20 protein-coding genes are annotated in these 18,590 nt (G+C 70.7%); 6 read left to right on the top strand and 14 right to left on the bottom strand.

All coding sequences use genetic code 11. The features are described from left to right. Positions 1–46: 46 nt before the first annotated feature. The gene (locus SK571_RS11265; protein WP_319983978.1) at positions 47–3,073 is read left to right on the top strand and encodes a CHAT domain-containing protein; all 3,027 of its coding nucleotides are present in this window, start codon (positions 47–49) and stop codon (positions 3,071–3,073) included. Here the strand turns inward: SK571_RS11265 and SK571_RS11260 are convergent. Both SK571_RS11260 and SK571_RS11255 read right to left on the bottom strand, forming a co-directional pair. Next, complete coding sequence (locus SK571_RS11260; RefSeq protein ID WP_319983977.1) at positions 3,058–3,990, bottom strand: hypothetical protein; 933 nt, start codon at positions 3,988–3,990, stop codon at positions 3,058–3,060. The two genes, SK571_RS11265 and SK571_RS11260, sit on opposite strands and share 16 nt — an antisense overlap. After that, positions 3,987–4,388 (bottom strand): hypothetical protein, encoded by a 402-nt coding sequence (locus SK571_RS11255; RefSeq protein ID WP_319983976.1) that lies wholly within the window; start codon positions 4,386–4,388, stop codon positions 3,987–3,989. The genes SK571_RS11260 and SK571_RS11255 overlap by 4 nt, the downstream gene beginning before the upstream one ends. 193 nt (positions 4,389–4,581) lie before the next feature. Between SK571_RS11255 and SK571_RS11250 the strand changes: the two genes are divergently transcribed. Continuing rightward, on the top strand, positions 4,582–5,001 hold the full coding sequence (locus SK571_RS11250) for a DUF6292 family protein (protein ID WP_319983975.1): 420 nt from the start codon (positions 4,582–4,584) through the stop codon (positions 4,999–5,001). Between the two features lie 111 nt (positions 5,002–5,112). Continuing rightward, positions 5,113–5,388, top strand: coding sequence for a hypothetical protein (locus SK571_RS11245; protein WP_319983974.1), 276 nt, complete (start codon positions 5,113–5,115; stop codon positions 5,386–5,388). Positions 5,389–5,396: 8 nt separating this feature from the next. Here SK571_RS11245 and SK571_RS11240 read toward each other — a convergent pair whose 3' ends face one another. The 5 genes from SK571_RS11240 to SK571_RS11220 all read right to left on the bottom strand — a co-directional run bounded on the left by SK571_RS11240 (position 5,397) and on the right by SK571_RS11220 (position 9,836). Then, positions 5,397–5,561, bottom strand: coding sequence for a hypothetical protein (locus SK571_RS11240; RefSeq protein WP_319983973.1), 165 nt, complete (start codon positions 5,559–5,561; stop codon positions 5,397–5,399). Next, complete coding sequence (locus tag SK571_RS11235) at positions 5,558–5,875, bottom strand: hypothetical protein (RefSeq protein WP_319983972.1); 318 nt, start codon at positions 5,873–5,875, stop codon at positions 5,558–5,560. Before SK571_RS11235 ends, SK571_RS11240 begins: the two co-directional genes overlap by 4 nt. A gap of 43 nt (positions 5,876–5,918) precedes the next feature. Next, the gene (locus tag SK571_RS11230; protein ID WP_319983971.1) at positions 5,919–6,044 is read right to left on the bottom strand and encodes a hypothetical protein; all 126 of its coding nucleotides are present in this window, start codon (positions 6,042–6,044) and stop codon (positions 5,919–5,921) included. 79 nt (positions 6,045–6,123) lie between these two features. Then, a complete protein-coding gene (locus tag SK571_RS11225; protein WP_319983970.1) occupies positions 6,124–7,938 on the bottom strand; it encodes a ricin-type beta-trefoil lectin domain protein in 1,815 nt (604 codons plus the stop codon). A gap of 41 nt (positions 7,939–7,979) precedes the next feature. Continuing rightward, complete coding sequence (locus tag SK571_RS11220; RefSeq protein WP_319983969.1) at positions 7,980–9,836, bottom strand: discoidin domain-containing protein; 1,857 nt, start codon at positions 9,834–9,836, stop codon at positions 7,980–7,982. A 99-nt stretch (positions 9,837–9,935) separates the two neighbouring features. On the opposite strand from SK571_RS11220, the gene SK571_RS11215 reads away from it, so the two are divergent. Continuing rightward, positions 9,936–10,940: a LacI family DNA-binding transcriptional regulator gene (locus tag SK571_RS11215; RefSeq protein ID WP_319983968.1), complete on the top strand. Its 1,005-nt coding sequence runs from the start codon at positions 9,936–9,938 to the stop codon at positions 10,938–10,940. 160 nt (positions 10,941–11,100) lie between these two features. Here SK571_RS11215 and SK571_RS11210 read toward each other — a convergent pair whose 3' ends face one another. From SK571_RS11210 to SK571_RS11195, 4 genes are all read right to left on the bottom strand, one after another. Beyond that, positions 11,101–11,349: a hypothetical protein gene (locus SK571_RS11210; RefSeq protein ID WP_319983967.1), complete on the bottom strand. Its 249-nt coding sequence runs from the start codon at positions 11,347–11,349 to the stop codon at positions 11,101–11,103. Beyond that, a complete protein-coding gene (locus tag SK571_RS46350; protein WP_406601967.1) occupies positions 11,243–11,485 on the bottom strand; it encodes a glycosyl hydrolase family 95 catalytic domain-containing protein in 243 nt (80 codons plus the stop codon). Before SK571_RS46350 ends, SK571_RS11210 begins: the two co-directional genes overlap by 107 nt. Before the next feature lie 79 nt (positions 11,486–11,564). Next, positions 11,565–12,050: a universal stress protein gene (locus SK571_RS11200; protein WP_319983965.1), complete on the bottom strand. Its 486-nt coding sequence runs from the start codon at positions 12,048–12,050 to the stop codon at positions 11,565–11,567. Between the two features lie 13 nt (positions 12,051–12,063). Next, the gene (locus SK571_RS11195; RefSeq protein ID WP_319984030.1) at positions 12,064–13,587 is read right to left on the bottom strand and encodes an MDR family MFS transporter; all 1,524 of its coding nucleotides are present in this window, start codon (positions 13,585–13,587) and stop codon (positions 12,064–12,066) included. 103 nt (positions 13,588–13,690) lie between these two features. Here SK571_RS11195 and SK571_RS11190 point away from each other — a divergent pair, with 103 nt between their 5' ends. After that, positions 13,691–14,272, top strand: coding sequence for a TetR/AcrR family transcriptional regulator (locus SK571_RS11190; RefSeq protein ID WP_319983964.1), 582 nt, complete (start codon positions 13,691–13,693; stop codon positions 14,270–14,272). Here SK571_RS11190 and SK571_RS11185 read toward each other — a convergent pair. After that, a complete protein-coding gene (locus SK571_RS11185; RefSeq protein WP_319983963.1) occupies positions 14,260–14,850 on the bottom strand; it encodes a short chain dehydrogenase in 591 nt (196 codons plus the stop codon). The two genes, SK571_RS11190 and SK571_RS11185, sit on opposite strands and share 13 nt — an antisense overlap. Before the next feature lie 69 nt (positions 14,851–14,919). Between SK571_RS11185 and SK571_RS11180 the strand changes: the two genes are divergently transcribed. Continuing rightward, positions 14,920–15,813 carry a LysR family transcriptional regulator gene (locus tag SK571_RS11180; RefSeq protein ID WP_319983962.1) on the top strand — a complete coding sequence of 298 codons (894 nt, stop codon included), beginning with the start codon at positions 14,920–14,922 and terminating at the stop codon, positions 15,811–15,813. Here the strand turns inward: SK571_RS11180 and SK571_RS11175 are convergent. After that, positions 15,734–17,341, bottom strand: a complete 1,608-nt coding sequence (locus SK571_RS11175) for a PucR family transcriptional regulator (RefSeq protein WP_319983961.1) — start codon at positions 17,339–17,341, stop codon at positions 15,734–15,736. The genes SK571_RS11180 and SK571_RS11175 overlap by 80 nt on opposite strands. A 182-nt stretch (positions 17,342–17,523) precedes the next feature. After that, a complete protein-coding gene (locus SK571_RS11170) occupies positions 17,524–17,688 on the bottom strand; it encodes a hypothetical protein (RefSeq protein WP_319983960.1) in 165 nt (54 codons plus the stop codon). Positions 17,689–18,590 lie beyond the last annotated feature (902 nt).

Below are 18,590 nucleotides of genomic sequence, written 5' to 3'. Positions count from 1 at the left end.
TGTAACCAGTTCTCGTGCGTGCGGGAGTGCCGATCGGGGGATGCCGGTGGAACCGTTGGCGCGTCTGGCGGAACGGCTCTGGCAGTTCACCACGGGCGGTGATCCGGGTCCCTTGCTGGAGGACGCCGCGGTCGACGAGGCCCAGGCGGTCGTCCAGGTCGCGCTGCGGACCGGCCCCGGCGGAGACGAGGTGCTCGACCGCGAGGCGGTCGCGGTCGTGGCGCTGGTGCACTGGTGCAGGTACACGGTGTTGCCGAAGGGGAAGTGCGAGGGCGACTACCTGTACAGCCGCTCCCTGGCGCAGGCCGCCGGGTTCGACCACCCCGACCAGATCACCGTCGGGCTGAGGTCCGGGGGAGAGGTCGCCGGGCTCGACACCGTGCAGGTCGTCGCCGAGTGGGCGCGCCAGGTCGCCGCGCGGTTCGACGCGTCCGGTGACCAGGAGGTGCTGGACTCGACGGTCGACCACCTGCGCGCCCGGATCGCGGTGCGGCCCGATCCCCGGTTGCTCGACGCGTTCGTCGCGCTGGTGTACCGGCAGTTCCTCGCCCGGCCGGACCAGTTGTGGCTGCTGGAGGAAGCGGTCGCCGCCGCCCGCCGCGTGCTCGCGCTGACGCCCGAGGACGACCCGCTGCGTGATGCCCGCACCTACGCGTTCGGTGCGGTGCTGGATGCCCGGACCAGGATCTCGCCGCCAGACGAGGCCGTGGAGTCGTTGCGCGCACTGGTGTCCCGGACCGCGGACGACGACCCGGCCCTGCCCGGCTACCTGCTCGCGCTGGGCAGGGCCCTGACGGATGCCGGCGAGACGTACGCGGTGCTGTCCAGGGCGATGGAGGTGAGCCCTGACCCGAGCCTGGAACTGCTCACGCGGTACGTCGGCGTGCTGCCGTCCCGTGCGCCGGAGAAGGTGCTCGGCGTGCGGCGGGCGATCGTCGCCAAGATCACCGCCGGCCACCCCGATCGGCCCATGCACGTGGTGGCTCTGGCGGACGTGCTGCGCCTGACCGGTCACGCCGACGAGACGGTCGAGATGCTGCGTTCCGAGAACGTCGAGGGGCCGTGGCGGGCGCGGGCGCTGTCGGCGCTGAGCAGCGCCCTGGGCGCCCGGTTCGAGGAACGGGGCGACGTCGCGGACCTCGACGACGCCGTCGCGTGCGCCCGCGAGGCGGAGGGCCTGGGCGACGACCTGACGGACCGGGCGACGCTGGGACTGGCTCTGCTGCGCCGGTTCGAGCACCTGCGCGTCCGCGCCGACGTGGAGGAGGCGGTGCGGCACCTGCGTGAGGTCGTGGCCCGCGCGCCGGAGGACCACCCGGACCGGTCGTCGTGGCTGTCGAACCTGGCGGCGGCGCTGGCGTTCCAGGGTCCGGAGAACGCCGACGAGGCGGTGGCCCTGCAGCGGGCCGCGCTGACAGGAGCGGTGAACCGGGGTGAGGCGTTGTCGGGACTGGCCGTGGCGCTGGTCCGGCGCGGCAGGCTCGGGGATCTGGACGAGGCCGTCACGCTCCTGCGCGAGGCCGTGGAGACGGGACCGACCCCTGTGCGGCTGTGCAACCTGGGCGAGGCCCTCCGCGTGAACGCCGAGCGCCGCAACGATCCCGCGTTGCTGAACGAAGCCGTCCGGGTGCAACGGGAAGCGCTGGAGCGGTGCGCGGAGGGAGCACCCGAACGCGCGTGGGTGCTGGGGAGCCTGGCCTCGGCGTTGCTGGACAGGTTCGCCCGCACGCACCATCCCCGGGATCGCGGCGACGCCGTGACCGCCCTGCGCGCGGCCGTGGACCACACTCCGGCGCCGGTGACCGAACGAAGCGGGTCGGCGATGCGGCTGGGCCGCCTGGGGGCGGAGATCGGGGACGCGGAGGCGGCACTGGCCGGCTTCGGCGGCGTGGTCGACCTGCTGCCCCAGCTCGCCGAGGGGGAACTGCTGGGCAGCTGGCAGTCGCTGGGCAACGACGCCGCGGCGTGGGCGGTGTCGGCGGGCAGGCCGGACCGCGCGCTCGACCTGGTCGAGCGGAGCCGTCTGCTCCTGTCGGGCGGGGGAGAGGTGTCGCTGGACGTCGGCGAACGAACCGTCGTCGTGATCAACGTCAGCCGGTACCGCTGCGACGCGCTGCTGGCCGGTCCTGGAGGAGTGCGCGCGGTTCCGCTGCCAGAACTGGCCTCCGCCGAGGTCGCCGCGCGGGCCCACGTGTTCCTGGGCGCCCAGGCGAGACTGGAGTCGCGGTCGCTGCCGTTGCCGGAGAAGGCCACGCTGGTCGGCCAGGTGCGGGAGACGCTCGACTGGCTGTGGCGGACGGTCGTGTCGCCCGTGCTGGACGCGCTCGGCCCGCTGCCGTCCCGGATCTGGTGGAGCCCGACGAGGCTGCTGTCGGTGCTGCCGTTGCACGCGGCCACCGCCCGCGGTGGCGAATCGGTGCTGGACCGAGTGGTGTCGTCGTACGCGGGCAGCCTGCGGATGTTCGCGCGCGAAGGCCTGGAACGGCCCTGTCGTCGCGTTCTCGTGGTGGCCGTGCCGGAAGCTCACGGGCTGCCTGCGTTGCTCGGTGTGGACGACGAGGTGCGTGCGGTCCGGCAGGTCGCCGCTCCCACTGTCCTAAGAGGATCAGAAGCGAGACTTGCGGCTGTCACGACAGCTCTTGCGGAGCACGACATCGCGCACTTCGCCTGCCACGCCACCCAGAGTCTCGTCGATCCGGCCGAGTCCGGCATCGTGCTGCACGACGGCAAGCTCGGCCTCGCCGCGATCGCCGCCGTGCCGGGCGGCGCGCACCTGGCGTTCCTGTCGGCGTGCCGCACCGGGGTGGGCGCGGTGGACCTGCCCGACGAGGCGCTGCACGTGGCGGCGGGCTTCCAGGCGGCGGGTTTCCGGCACGTCGTGGGCACGCTCTGGTCGGTCGAGGACCAGTCCGCGGCGGAGTTCACGGCGGCGGTGTACGCGCGGCTGGCCGGCGGTGCGGGACTGGATCCGGCGCGGACGGCGGTCGCGGTGCACGAGGCGACTCTGTCGGCGCGCGAAGAGGACCCGTACGACCCGATGCGGTGGGCTCAGTGGTTTCACTCGGGGCCCTGATCCTCCGGTGCCTCGTGCCGGTACTCGAACCTCACGGGCCTGCCCTGCCGCCAGAACGCCGACAGCCGCCGGTTGTCCTGCTTCTCCGCCTCGATGTCGGCGGGCAACGGCAGGTGCAGCGCCTGGTACAGGTCGAACCGGTGCAGGTCGAACGCCACCTCGACCGCCTCGCCGTACGCCTGCGCCGCCTGCACGCACCCGCGATAGGCGAGCCGGGCGGCGACCAGCAGCCCTAGCGGCAGCAGCAACCACCAGCCCGTCCGGTGCAGCAGTGCCGTGCTGACCACCGCCGTCAGGCCGAGCGTGACCGACAGCCGGGCCGCGAGGTCCATGCTGTCGCGCCGATCCGCGACCACCGCGCGCACCTGCTCGCCGAGCACCGGGTACAGCCGGGGCCACACCACCACTGCGTCGAGCCCGTACGGGCGACCGGCCTGGTCCTCCATCGCCGTCAGCACGTTGCCGAGCGCGGTCGGCCGCACGAGGTGCTCGGCGTGCGGGAACCGCCGACGCAGCAGGTCGGCGGACTGCCCGGCACGCTGCACCTCGGCGGGTTCCTCCGACGAGACCTCCGCCGAGCGGGCCAGTCGGGCCCGCCGCTTCCGCTGCCACCAGCGGAACGGCCCCGCCGTGAAGCGCGGCCACGCACCCTCCAGCAACCGGACGAGCGCGAGCTGCAACGGTTGTACGAGCAGGGAGAGCAGCGTCACCGCGAGAACGAGGACGAACACCTCACCGACGCCGACCTTGCCCGCGGTGCGCCAGGCCGCGCCGAAGTCCAGCCGCGGACCGGGAGCGCCCGCCCACACCAGCACGAGCACGCAGACCGCGCCCGCCGCCGTGGGCAGGTAGTTCACCAGGACGAACCGGCCCGACATGGCGTCGTTGAGCGGGCGGGCGAGCTGTTCGAACTTCATGCCCGCAACTCCATCGCCCCGTGCTCCGGACAACCGGGCAGATCCCGGTCGTCGTAGGTGAGGCGCACCGCCCGCCGGTCGCATTCGGTGCAGGCGAAGCGAAGCAGCTCGAACTGGGTGGAGACGCCGGGCTGCCCGGCCCGGTCGGCCTCGCCCAGCCGGTGCAGCGGCTCGCCGGACCGCCGTGCGAACCACGCGCGTGTGCAGGCCCCGATCGGCCGGCCGCAGACGGCGATGGTCACCTGGTCCAGGTCCGGTTCGGCGCGGTACAGCACGACGAGCGCCTCGGCGACCGCGGCCGGTGCCACCTCCGCGTCGCCGACGTCGAGCACGGTGCGCCCGTCCGGCCGCGCCCGCGGGTCCAGGAAGTACCCGAACTGCGCTTGTCCCGCATCCATGCCGACGATCTTGGCAGACCGCACCCTCCGGACGCGCCCACTTCCGCGAGGTGGGGCTCTGCCGGGCCCTGATCCGACGCCTCACCGTACGCACGTTCTGAGAAGCGTTTGGTCAACACCCCGTGTGGGTATCCGACCTGCGCATGACTGGGTGTGTACGGCTGACGGAGGCACGGCTCGCATGGACCGCGACATGACGATCGACTTCGGCTTCGACTTTCCCTTCGACATCGACTTCGACGACTCGGCGGCGCTGGAGGTTCAGCGCTACGTCCGCGAGGTCGTCTCCGAGCTCGGACTGCGCGGCGACAGCTCGTGCGTCGAGATGACGCCGCGGGCCAGTGCGTACGTGGCTCTGGACGGACGCCTGCACGACTTCCCCGATCACTACGTGGCTCTGGTGTGGCACGAGCAGAGCGGCTGGTCGGTGGCGGTGGAGGACCGGCTGGGTGAGCTGGTGGACGTGGCGCGGCTCGACGGGGACCTGCGACCCGCGCCGGCTGCGGTGGCTGCCTGGGTCGACCGCGTGCTGCACCAGGAACAGGTGCGGGAGCAGGTCAACCGCGACTTCGCCGCCTTCGTGCCGGTGCAGCGAGTCAACGTCCTGTCGTAGGCGGTTTCGAAAGCTCCCGTTCGGTGGTTTGGCCTCCGGACAGCGCGGGTAGCCGGTGGCGCGTCAAGCAGTCGGCGCGCCCCGATCCCGACTGTCTGCAAGGCGGAGCACATGAACACCAACGCGTTCGACCGGGCCATCTGCGACGCTCTCGTCCTCCTGCGCACCACGGCCGGAGCGGATCTCGCCGATCAGGCGGAGCAGGCGCGGAAGTGCTTGGCGCAAGCCGTGATGAACGCACCGGACGTGCCCGCGCGGGCGTTGGAACACGTCGCCGCGGCCGATGAGCACCTGGAGTACGGCGAGCTCATGGAGGCGCGGACGTTGCTGACCGCGGCGCGCGGGTTCCTGCCCGGCCGGCGGGCCGTCGTACCAGCCCGCGCGTGAAGCCACTACTACTGGTCCATGCCACCCTCGTCGTGGGGCTCTGACTCGTCGCGTCCCCGGTGCGGGCCGCCGGGGTTCTCGTCGGCGTAGGTGGGCCGGGTGTGCTCGCCGCCGATGTCGGCGTCCTCCAGTTCGCTCTCCGCGGTCACGCGGTCGGGCTCCGGCGTGCTCATCGCCATTCCTCCTGCCAGTCGTGGTGGGTGTCGTAGGCCTCGGCGAGCAGGCGCAGCAACGCCTCGTCGTCGCTGTTCTCGACCTCGGTGCGGAGCTGGGGGAGCTTTTCGGGGAACGGCACGGGGTTCCGTTCCTCCGCCGCCTGGATCGGACCGGGCAGCAGGAGCAGGCCGGAGCCGTCGTCGGAGCGCGTGATGCGCAGCCTGCCCCGGCCCTCGGCCTCGTCGAGCAGCGGCAGCTCGTCTCGTGCCAGGCGCTGTTCGTCCTCGGTCAGGCGATCGAGGACGAAGCGCCGGAGTTCCTCGTTGTTCATGGACCGGGGGTATCCACTGGACGGCCGGCCATGCCCGCCGCGCTCAGTCCGGCGGCTCGCTCTTGTCCTCGGTCGTCTCCTGCGTGACTTCGGGCTCCTCGGTCTCCAGGTCGTCGAGGCTCGGGGTGCCCGGCGAGTGGGGTGCTTCCGGGTTGACGGGATCGGTCATGTCTCGCGGTTACCCGTGCCGCCCGGCCTCAAGCGCGGGACCGGTGTCCGCAGTCTGCGGACACCGGCCTACCGCTCACCTACGCGGGCACGGTCCACCTCTGGTTGGCCCCGCCCGTGCAGGACCAGATCTGCAGCTTCGCGCCATCGGCCGTGTTGTTGCCGATGACGTCCAGGCACTTGTTGCTGCCGACGTTCACCAACGTGCCGCCGGAGGCCGTCCACCTCTGGTTTGGGCCGCCGAAGCAGTCCCACAGCTGGACCGGCACACCGTCCGCCGTCCCGTTGCCGGTCACGTCGAGGCACTTGCCGAGGCCGCGCACGGTGCCGTCCGGCTGCAGGGTCCACGTCTGGTTCGGGCCGCCGAAGCAGGTCCACATCTGCGGCAGGGTGCCGTTCGCGGTCGAGCCGTCGGTGACGTCGAGGCACTTGCCGCCCAGGCCCGTGATGGCACCGGTCCGCCCGCCGGGCTGGCCGGGGTCGAGCGTGCCGGGCCACGTGAACGTCGCCATGGCGCCGGCCGGGAGGTTGTAGCCGAACGTCTGGCCGTTGTAGGAGACGCGGAAGTCCTGCTGACCGCCCGTGTTCAGGGCGACGAGCACGATCTGGCCGTTCGGGTTGCGGAAGGCGACGTTCTGGACGCCACCCTCGCCGAAGCCGGTCGAGTCGATGCGGACGGCACCGGGCTGCACGAACTTCGACAGGTGGCCGAGGACGTAGTACTCGGCGTTGTAGGTGACGTTGCCGCCGTTGGTCGTGACGACGCCCGTGCAGTTGGTGCAGCTGCCGATCACCGGACCGTTGTTCTGGTCCAGCGCCATGTTCCAGATGGCGACGGTCCGCGCGTGGTTGCGCGTGGCGCCGATCGCCAGGTTCATGCCCTGCCAGCGCAACGTGTCGCGGAACGTCGCGGCGTCGTCGGCCGACCTCGTGCCGGAGCACTCGGTGAAGAAGACGTCCTTGCCGGGCTGGTTGTTCTTCACGACGGACTGCCGGCTGGGGTCACCGCCGTAGCAGTGCCACGCGGACCCGATCACGTTGCTTCCCGCGCCGTTGTTGACGGTCTGCGCGTAGTCGACGTTGTCCCAGTTGTGGTCGTAGCCCAGCAGGCGGGCCTGCTCACCGGCGGCGCGCAGCTTCGGCACCAGGGTGTTGATGACGTTGACCTGCTGCTGCGGCGACATGTACATGCCCGGATAGCCCGGCGGCTCGAAGAGCGGCTCGTTCTGCACGCTCAGGTAGTCGATCGGGATGCCCGCGGCCTTGTACGCCTGGGCGAACTTGACCAGGTAGTCGGCGTAGACCCCGATGCGGCTGTCGTTGAGCGAACCCCGGATGAGGTTGTTGTTGCTCTTCATCCAGGCCGGCGCGCTCCACGGCGTCGCCATCACGGCGAGCTGAGGGTTGATCTGCTTGGCCTGCTGGAGCAGCGGCAGGATGTACGGCCTGTCGTGGTCGATCGAGAACCGCGACAGCGACGGGTCCGCCGCGCCGTCGTTGTAGGTGTAGAAGCTGCGGGAGAAGTCGGTCGCGCCGATCGGCTGGCGGATGAAGCTCATGCCGATGCCGGTGTTCCTGTCGAACAGGCTGGTCATGATCTCGTTGCGGCGCGGCGAGTTGAAGATGTTCCACGCCGCCGCGTCCGTGAACGACGCGCCGAATCCCACCATCGACTGGTAGGTGGAGTTCGGGTTCACGGTGATCGTCGACCCGGTGCCACCCGACCCGAACGTCACGTCCGCCTTCCTGGTCAGTGCGTTCGACTTGTCGGCGGTGGTCAGCCACACGCTCGCGTTGGTCGCCGCGGTGGCGGCGGGGGAGACCAGTGTGCTTCCCGCCGTCACCACGACCGCCGCGATCGCGATGCCGCGCCAGCGTTGTGTCGCCTTTGACATAAGCGCTCCTTGCAGGGGTTTGGGCGCCCGACAGCAGATGATCAGTTGTACAAACGGAAGTCGGCGATGCTCCACCAGTTGCTCGCGGCACCGGTGGAGATGATGCGGACGTACCGCGCGCTCGTGCGGCGGACGTCGACGGTGGTCAGCTGGCCCACGCCCGCGCCGGACGCGATCGATCGCCAGGCCGTGCCGTCGTTGCTGACCGAGAGCTCCCAGCCGCGGGCGTAGTCGCCGAGGTTGCCGCCGGAGTCCACGGCCACGCGGCGGAAGTCCTTGCGACGCCCCAGATCGACCTGCAGGAACTGGCCGGGAGCCTGGGCCGCGCCGTTGGACCAGCGGGTCGACGCGTCGTCGTCGATCGCGAGCGCACCGTCGGGAGAAGCGGTGGCGCCCTTCAGCGACACGGCGTCGAGCCTGCTGTGGAGCCGGCTGGTCCAGGTGAACGTCGCCAGCGCGCCGCCGGGCAGGGTGTACTCGAACGTGCGGTCACCGGCGTTGACGGCGAACGAACGCGGGTCGTCGTGCTGGTTGTGCACCACCAGGGCCGTGGATCCGTCCGGGTTGCGGAACGCGGCGTCCATGATCTGGCCGTTCCAGCCGGTGGTGCCGAACGACGTGCTGGCGATGCGTCGCGCGCCGGGCTTCACGAACTTCGAGAGGTGGCCGATCGTGTAGTACTCGGCGTCGGTGACGACCGACCCGTCCGGCTGCACGGTGACGAGGCCGGTGCAGGTGCCGCAGCCGCCGTTGTGCGGGCCGCCGGTGCTGTCGAGCGCGATGTTCCAGTTCACCGCGCTCCGCGCCCAGTTGCGGGTGGTGCCGAGGACGACGTTGCGGGCGTGCCAGCGCAGGGTGTCGCTGAAGACCTTGGCGGGCGGGTCGGTGGCGCCCTTGGAACCCGAGCACTCGGTGAACCAGATCCCCTTGTCCGGGAAGGCCTCGCGCAACGCGGTCTGCGCGCTCGGGTCGCCGTAGTAGCAGTGGTACGCGGTGCCGGCGAGCCACTTCGCGGCCCCGCTGTTCAGGATCTGGTACGGGTAGTCGGCTTCCGCCGTGCCGTCGTTGGGGTGCGTGGCCCAGTTGTGGTCGTAGCCCAGGATCTTGGTGCGCGGGCTGGCGAGCCTGAGCTTCGGGCCGAGCGCCTCGATGACCTTGATCTGCGCCGCGACGGGCATGTCCGTGCCGGGGTAGGCGTCGGGCGTGCGGTTCTGCGGCTCGTTCTGCACGGACAGGAAGTCGACCGGCACACCGGCCTTCGCGTACGCCTGCACGAACTTCACCAGGTATCGCGCGTAGGCGTCGTAGATCTTCGGGTCGTCCTTGAGCCTGCCGCCGACGAGCGAGTCGTTGTCCTTCATCCACGCAGGCGGGCTCCACGGCGTGGCCATGACCTTCAGCCGCGGGTTGAGGCGCTTCGCCTCGCGCAGCAACGGAAGGATCTTCGCCTCGTCGTGGCGGACGCTGAAGTGCTTGAGCGGGAAGTCGGTCTGGCCGGCCGGCACGTCGTCGTAGGTGTAGTGCTCGGCTGCGGCCGTGAAGTCGGACGAACCGACGGGCTGGCGCAGGAAGCTGACCCCGATGCCGTTCACCGGGTCGAAGAGCTTGCGCATGGTCTCGGCGCGGGCGGCCGGGGCGAGACCCGCGAGCAGTTCGGCGGACGAGTCCGTGATGGACGCGCCGAAGCCGTCGACCTCCTGGTAGCGGCGACCGGGGTCGACCACGATCGTCGGATGCGCCGACTCGCCGGTGCCGAAGGTGACGCGCGGCCGTTCGTGCATCAGCTCCGCGCGGTCGGGCGTGGTCACCCACACCCGCACCTGAGGCGCGCTGGACGCCTCCGCCGCCGGTACAGCGGTGAGCCCGGCCAGCAGGGCCACGATCGCCGTTCGTCTCATGTAACACCCAATCATCACTGTGAAACATCAGCTTCCAGGATGAAACACCCGGTCGTGGTGACGGTCAATGGTCTGGAGGATTTCCGGTACATTGACCAGGTGGAACGCAAGATCGAACACGTGAAACAGCGCGCGAGTCTGCGTGACATCGCGGCGGAGACAGGCGTGTCGGTCGCGACCGTCTCCCGCGTGCTGAACGATCACGTCAACGTGGCGCCGCGGACCCGTGACCTGGTGCTCCAGGCCGTCGAACGGCGTCGGCAGGAGACGCCCGCGAGGCTCAGGACCGTCTACGTCCGGTGCCCGTACGTGCTCACCGACTACTTCGGCCTGATCGTCTCCTCGATCGCCGAGACGCTGAAGCTGCACGGCCTGCGCATGCTGCTGGACGCGGGGGAGTCGGGCCAGCACAGCGACGCGCTCAAGGCGTTGCCGCGTGAACCCGGCGTCGACGCCGCGATCCTCATCCTGCCGCCGGAGGAGGGGGACGAACTGGTCGCCCTGTCCGAGTCGGGCTTCCCGTTCGTCGTGGTCGACCCCCGCACCCCGCCACCGCCGGACATCGCCGCGGTCTCGGCCGCGCACTCGTCCGGGGCGCGGGCCGTCGCGGACCACCTGATCGGCCTCGGCCACCGCGACATCGCCGTGATCGCCGGACCGGAGGAGTGGCTGGCGGGCGACGCGCGCCTGGCGGGCCACCGAGCGGCGCTGGCCAAGGCGGGGGTTCTGCTGACACCGGAGCGGCTGCGGCACGTCGAACCCACTGTCGCGCACGGCGCGAGTGCCGCTGCCGAACTGCTCGACCTGCAACCCCGCCCCACCGCCATCGTCTGCTTCAACGACAAGGTCGCCGTCGGCACGTTGCGGGCCGCGCGGGAACGAGGGCTGCGCGTGCCGGAAGACCTGTCGGTGGCCGGGTTCGACGACATCGACCTGGCCGAGGCGACGAACCCGGCGCTCACGACAGTGCGGCAACCGTTGCAGGAGATGGGAAGGATCGCCGTCACGCAGCTGATGCGCGTGCTCGACGGGCATCAGCCGGAGGCGTTGCACCTGGAGCTGGCGACGACGCTGGTGGTCAGGGACTCCACCGCCGCTGTCTAGGGCCTGTATCGAAGTCTGATCCGCGATAGCCGGGCCCGAGGCGGCCCCTGGTGGTGCGGCCGGATGGCCCACATACAACACCGGTATGCGGGCCATCCGGCCGCACCACCAGGAACCACCTCAAGCGCGACTCTCATCGAACCAGACTTCGATACAGGCCCTAGTGCACGACGGCCCAAGTGCGAACGACGGGGTCGACGAGGACCATGAGCCTCTGCTCGCCGCTGTAGTGGCCACAACGGTGGTGAACCTCGAAACCGCTGCCTGACGGAATCCAGAGCGTGAGCTCGTGGCTGAAGCCCTCACCGTCGTCGTGGGCTGTGCTGTCGAGCACCTCGGCGACCACGGTGGTTCCGGTGGCACGCAACGCGACGGTCGGCCGGGGAGTCGTCGCGGTTGATGCGGTCACCGGGGAAGCAGCCGACGAGCGGCGACAGGTGCCAGTGGGTGGTCTCGCCGAGGTCGTCCGGCGACATCCACTCCTGCAGCATGCCGGTCTTCGGGCTGACCTCCGGCAGGTACAACCGGTCCCGCAGGCCCGACATCTTGCGGCCGTACGCCTGGTCGCGGCGCAGCACGTCGGTCGCGACGCGGTGCGAGCTTCGTGTGATCTGAGGTGTGCGGTCAGGGCACCACGAGAACCGGCCAGTGACCGGACCTGATCAGCCGCGTCGCCACCGACCCGGCGAACCGGTGCCCGGCCTGCTGCGACGCCCCGACGACCACCATGTCGGCCTGGCACTGGTCCGCCGAGTCGCGCAGCACCGTGTACGGGTCGCCGAACGCCTTCGCGAACGTCACCGGCACGTCGAGCTCCTCGGCGGACGACCGGACCTGGTCGCTCAGTTCGGCGTGCAGCCGGGCCGTCGCCTCGTGCTCGAACACCGAGGCGACGGCCGGGCTCAGCGCCGCCAGGGACGACTGGCACGCCACGAACGTGACGACCAGGCGGGCTCCCTGGCGGCGGGCCAGGCCGAACGCGGCGGCGGCCGCGCGCATGGCGGTGTCGGTGCCGTCGATCCCGACCATGATGGTCCGCGACGACGGCAGGGGAGCGGGACCGAAGCAGTCCACTGTGGACTGGAAGACGTTGTTCAGGCCGGCGCTCATGGTTGCTCCTCGGTTATCGTGCGACCGCTGAGTCTGCTTCCTTCTTCTCGAGATCGATCGTCGTGCGCAACGTGATCGGCTTGAGCAGCAGTGCCGCGATGATGCCGACCACGCCGACCGCGGCGGAGATCAGGAAGATGTGCGCCGTCGCGTCGCCGTAGACGGTGTGCACGATCGTCTGCACCTGGGGCGGCAGGGCGGAGAGGTTCAGCGCGCTGGTGCTGCCCGTCGACTGGCCCGCCGGCACGTGCAGCGCGGCGGAGAGGTCCGCCGTCACGCGGTTGGCGAGGACGGCGCCGAGCACCGACACGCCGATCGTGCCGCCCAGCGAGCGGAAGAACGTGACGGACGCCGAAGCGGCGCCCAGTTCGCTCAACGGCACGCTGTTCTGCACGGCCAGCACGAGGTTCTGCATCGTCATGCCGACGCCGATGCCCACGACGGCCATCGCGACGCCGACGATCCACAGCGCGGTGGCGTGGTCGACGAAACCGAGACCGAGGAAGCCGAGCACCAGGATGATCGTGCCCGCGACGATGTACGGCTTGATCTTGCCGGAACGGCTGATCAGGCGGCCGGAGATCGTGGACGACAGCAGCACGCCCGCCATCAGCGGGATGGTCAGCAGGCCGGCCTCGGTCGGGCTGTAGCCGCGGCCGATCTGGAAGTACTGGCCGAGGAACACCGCGCCGCCGAACATCGCCATGCCCACCGAGAGGCTCGCGATGATGGCCAGGGCCGGGGTGCGCTGGACGACGATGTGCAGCGGCACGACGGGTTGCTCGACCCGGAGTTCGACGGCGATCGCCGCGCCCAGCAGCACGAGGCCGCCGCCGACCATGGCGCCGGTCTGCCACGAGATCCAGTCGAACGAGTTGCCGACGAACGAGACCCAGACCAGCAGGACGCTCACGCCCGCGGCGATCAGGCCGGCGCCCAGGTAGTCGATCTTCACGTTCTCGCGGCGCACGGTCTCCAGCTTCAGCGTCGCCTGCAGCACGACGAACGCCAGCGCGGCGATCGGCACGGCGACCCAGAAGCACCAGCGCCAGCCGAGCCACGACACGTCGACGATGAGGCCGCCGAGCAGCGGGCCGCCGACCGTCGCCACGGCCATGACCGCGCCGAGGTAGCCGTTGTAGCGTCCGCGTTCGCGCGGCGGGATGATCGCGGCGATCACGACCTGCACCAGTGCCTGCAGGCCGCCGACGCCGAGGCCCTGGAACGCGCGGGCGGCGATGAGCTGACCGGTGTCCTGGGCGAAGCCGGCGAGCAGCGAGCCGATCACGAAGATCACGATCGCGGCCTGGACCAGCGTCTTCTTGTTGAACAGGTCGGCGAGCCTGCCCCAGAGCGGGGTGGTGGCCGTCGCCGTGAGCAGGGTGGCCGTGACCACCCAGGTGTACTGCGTCTGCGTGCCGTTCAGCGAGCCGATGATCCGCGGCAGCGCGGTGGACACCACCGTGGAGCTGACCATGGCCACGAACAGCGCGAGCAGCAGTCCGGACAGCGACTCCAGCACCTGGCGGTGCCCCATCGCCCGAGTTTCGATCTTCACGTCCCGCCCCTTCGTCGCCGCAATTCTTGCGCGTCGTGCAAGTTTGCGCAATGAGCAACTTACACCCGCTACGCTGAGCGGCATGGAGACCCTCACCACGCGGCGGGAGCACAACAAGGCGGTGACCAGGCGGTCGCTGGCCGGAGCGGCGTTGAGGCTCGCGATGGAGCACGGGCTGGACGGGGTGACGGTCGAGGACATCGCGGACGCGGCCGGGGTCTCGCGCAGGACGTTCTCCAACTACTTCACCAGCAAGGAAGACGCCGTGCTGGACGCCGACCGCGAGCGGCTCAGGGCGCTGGTCGCCATGGTCGAGGCGCGTCCGGCCGGTGAAGGCGCCTGGCAGGCGCTGCGCGCGTCCACGGCGGAGCTCTACCGCGTCCGGCCCCTGCCGGACGTCGAGTGGATGGCCCAGCTCCGGCTGCTGCGCCGGCACCCGTCACTGCTCGCACGTCAGGCAGGGGACCAGGTCGCGCTCGAACGCGACCTGGCCGCCGTTCTCGTCCTCCGCGAACCGGACGAGGAGGCCGCCCGGCTGATGGCGGCGACCTTCCTCACCACGATCCGCACGGGCATCGCGCTGTGGCTGGAGGGCGCCGGGGCGCAGGAGCTGCCCGACCTCGTGGACCGCCTCCTCGGCAGGCTCCAGGTTCAGGGCACGTAGACCTGCCCGGTCTGCCGTCCCTCGATCGACCGCACGTAGGCCTGCGCCACGTCGGCCAGCGGCACGGGCTTCATGCCGGGGAAGTAGTCGCCGTACACGTCGAGCGCCTCGGTGAAGACCGTCGGGCTGACGGCGTTGACGCGCTTCGGGGCGATCTCGATGGCGGCGGCGCGCACGAACGCCTCGACCGCACCGTTGGCCAGCGCCGCGGCGGCACCGGTGACGATCGGTTCGCGCGCCAGCACACCCGTGATCAGCGTGAACGACTCCGTCACGTGGGCGAGCCCCTCCCGGACCAGTGCGACCTGGGAGAGCACCTTCCCGGTCACCCCGGCCTGGTAGTCCGCGATCGTCAGCTCACCGAACGGCTTGAACGGCACGTGCCCGGCGGCCGACGCGACGGCGTCGACCTGGCCGACGGTCCGGTAGAGATCGGCCACCTGGGCCGGGTCGGTGACGTCGTACTGCAGGTCGCCTCCGGTGCGTGCGACGGTCACGACGTCGTGCTTGCGTTCGACGAGCACCTCGTGCACCGCGGTGCCCAGCAGACCGGTCGCTCCAACGAGCAGAATTCTCATGCCGTCGACGCTAGGTGCGGTCTCGCGAGGTGAGAAATGCCGTTCGTGCAGCACTTATGATCGGTGGTCATGAATGTCGAGCTGCGTCATCTGAGGGCACTCGCCGCGATCGGCGACCACCGGTCGATCACCGCGGCCGCCCAGGCGCTGCACGTCACGCAGCCCGCGCTCTCCCGCACGCTCGAGCAGCTGGAACGGCGCCTCGGCGTGCGGCTGGTCGAACGCACGACCAGGCACGTCGCCCTGACCGAGCCCGGTCTGCGCCTGTGGGAGCACAGCCACCGCATCCTCACGTCACTGGACTCGGCCCTGGCCGAAGCCGCCCAGCCGCAGCCGATCCGGCTGACCTTCGCCTGGGCCGCGCTCGGCCGGTTCACGATCCCGTTCCTGCGCGAGTGGCGGGCCGAACACCCCGACGTCCTCGTGCGCATCCGCCAGGCCGACGACCCGGAGGCGGCACTGCGGCGCGGTGAGGCGGACGTGGCGGTCCTGCGCACCGAACCCGCCGGAACCGGCCTGGGGCACGTGGCGCTCGTCGAGGAACCCCGGATCGCGGCGGTGGCGGACGACCACCCGCTCGCGGCCCGCGACGCCCTGGTGCTCGACGACCTCGCGGGCGAGTGCGTCGCGGTGTGCGAGACGGCGGCGACCACCGGTGCCGATCTCTGGCCGGCCGGAGCACGCCCCCGCACGGTGGACGTCCCCGGCGTGGTCGAGTGGCTCACGTCGATCGCGACCGGCACGACGGTCGGGGTCACGGCGGCCGGCACCAGCCACCACCACCCCCACCCCGGCGTGACCTACCTGCCGCTGACCGACGCCGAGCCGATCGTCGTGCACCTGGCGTGGCCGGCGGCGACGGCGCACCCGTCGACCGAGGAGTTCATCGCCCTGGCGCGGCGCCACCTGGCCGCCACAGCCGGAGCTGCAGCATCGCCGCGAACCGCGCGTCCGGATCGCTGAGATCGATCTCCCCGACCTCCGACAGCCGCCGCAGCCGATAGCGGAAGGTGTTGGGGTGCACGAAAACGGCGGCGGACGCGGCGGCGACGTCACCGAAGGCGTCGAGCCACGCGCCGAGCGTCTCGACCAGGCACGCGCTGTGCTTGCGGTCGTACGCGATCAACCGCGCGACGGGCCCGGTCAGCGTGTCACCGCGTTCGGCGATCAGGTCCGACAGCTCCAGCAACAACCCCTCGCTGTGCACATCGGACACCCGTGCCACCGACCAGGACGCGCGCCCGGCCCGCAACACCCGCAGCACCAGGTCGGCACCGGCCCGCGACCGCGACAACGTCAGGCCGTCGGACACCTCGCCGACGCCCACCAGCACGTGGTTGCCGATGCGGTTGCGGAAGTCCGTGGCGATCCGCAGGGCCCGGTCGTCCGACTCCGCGGGCAGGATCGCGTAGGCGACGTCACCGATCAACGCGGCCGCGGCACGGGGATGCACGGCCGTCAGGTGCATGGCGAGCGCGTCGGTGATCTGCTGCCGTTCGGCCAGCAGCCGGGCGTGCGCGGCCGGGTCGTCACCGTGCGAGTGGGCGAGCGCCAACGCCAGCACCACGCACGCCTGGTCTGCCAGTCCCAGCCGCCGCACCGCCTCCGCCGCGCCCGCGCCTCCCTCCACCGCGGTCGAGACGAGGTCCGCGCGCAGCCGCCGTTCGACGTCGGCGCCCGCCCGCTGACGCATCATGTGCAACGCCACGAGCTTGGCCGCGTCACCGAAGGCGGTGGAACTGTCCGGCGACAGCGGCGCGCGGACGGCGGCCCAGATCGAGCCGAGGAACTCGTCGCCCGCCCGCACCGCCACGGCGAGGCGGGGCAGGCACAGCGAACCGTCGTCGGCGCGCAGGCCCTCGATGTAGACGGGCTGGTCGCTGCGGTAGAGCTGCTGGAACACCCCGCGCGCCTCCAACATCTGCGTGTAGCGCGCGGGCACCTTCCTGCCCAGGATGGTCTCGACCCGCGACGAGTCGGCCTCGTCCTGGCGCCCCGAGAACGCGAGCACCCGCGAGCTGCGGTCCTCGATCGTCACCGGGGCGCTGATCAGCGACGCCACCGCGTTGGCCAGCGCGAACAGGTCTCCGGCCGGCAGGCCGCCGAGCGTCTCGGACGGGTCGACCTCGCCCTCGGCCAGCAGCGACCGCAGCATCGCGGCCAGCTGGGTCCACGACGCACCCGGCGCCAGGCCCAGCAGCGTGACGCCGGAGCCGTCGACGGCCTCGGAGAGCTCCGCGGTGAGGACGATCGGGCCGCGCACGACGAGCGCGGCCGCCCCGGCCTGACCCAGCAGGGCCAGGAGCGGGGCGGGTTCGCGCACACCGACGCCCAGCACCAGCGCGGACGGCGGCAGCACCTGGTCGTCGTCCGGGTCGTGGATCACCACGCCGCCGATGTCGGTGGCACGGCCCGGATCACCACGCACGAGATCGATCAGCGTGGTGCCCAGGTCGTCCAGCACGCGGGTGAGGCCTGTTCGCGGGCTCATACCACCACCTTGCCAACCGTCTACAGAGGATTCCATTGAGTGTTCAACGACTGAAGTCTACTGACGCACCAGCGTGTTCAGGCTGGTCAGGTGTCCTTCAGCGGCTCCATCTGCCCAAGCGTTCGCGCAGATTGGGAGCAGTTCGGGAGCACGAGTGACGAACGCTCGCGATGCCCAGATGGTCACCAGGCTTCGTCCGGTCCTTCCATGATCCAGGACCACCCGCCGTCCACTTCCCAGCGGCGCTGGAGTTGTTCGAGCATTCGACTGATCATGGCTTCGGTCACGTGCGAGTACCGCTCGTCCGTGGAACGGCGCTTGTGCCCCAGCCGCTGCAGCCTCAGCACGCGCGGCACCTCGTCCTCGATGAGCCAGGTCTCTTGTGTGTGTGGACGTGCCTTTGTGCTCGTCGAGTTCACTGGCGCTGCCGATTGTGCAATTTTATCTGTGTTGTCCCGAGAAAAACGCAGGTGTTTACCCAGGAACGTGCACGGTACTGCTCGACGTGCGGCTCGTCGGCGCAGCCAGGACTCCCGCACCTGCAACTGCGCTGCCGCTTGAGCAGGGGGTGAACAGGACCTGCGTCGTTGCGGTCGCCAGTTGGGCCGGAGCCGGGTGATCTTCGGCTTCCGCGGTCTGCTCGGCACCGGGCCGGAGCACCTCGGCGCTGGCGATCCTGAAGGCGATGATCGACCTAGCAGTGTCATCGGGCACGCCCTTTCCGGAGGGTGCTGTCGGCTGAAGTGGAGAGCGCCGTTGGCACCTCTCAACGCCGGAAAGAAGGGCTTCTCGGGACAGCTGACTCGAGATTCTTGGCGCAGCGAGTGGTTCGGCGTCGAGTGTCGCCGCTGGGTGAGGGCTCACTGGAGACGTGGGAAGACAGGCGGAAGCTGCGCGGCGGGGCCCGATCGACGACAGCGGTGAGCGTCTTCCCCGACGAGATCTACACCGCACCGAGGAGCTGAGAGCGGGCTGCCGGTGACCACAAGTGCCTCGATGGCCGGGGATGACCCAAGCATGTTCGTGTGGATGTCGAGCAGGCCAGGCGGTGCCTGGGCCGCTTTCCTACTTCCGCTGGGGAAGGAGGTCGTAAGAGCAACAGCAGCAGAAGGGCGCCGGACTCTCCGTCCGGCGCCCTTCTGCTGTGTCAAGAAGTCCGTGCGGATGTCTGACTTCAGCAAGAACCCAGCCGTCGGGACCGGCTGGTGCGCAGGGACGTGGCCACGACCGTCGTCGTGCGGGAACCCGG

This window comes from Lentzea kristufekii, assembly GCF_033949925.1.
Classification (GTDB): domain Bacteria; phylum Actinomycetota; class Actinomycetes; order Mycobacteriales; family Pseudonocardiaceae; genus Lentzea; species Lentzea kristufekii.
The sequence above is the reverse complement of the archived record's forward strand: the minus strand, read 5'-3'. Positions and strand labels throughout refer to the sequence as shown.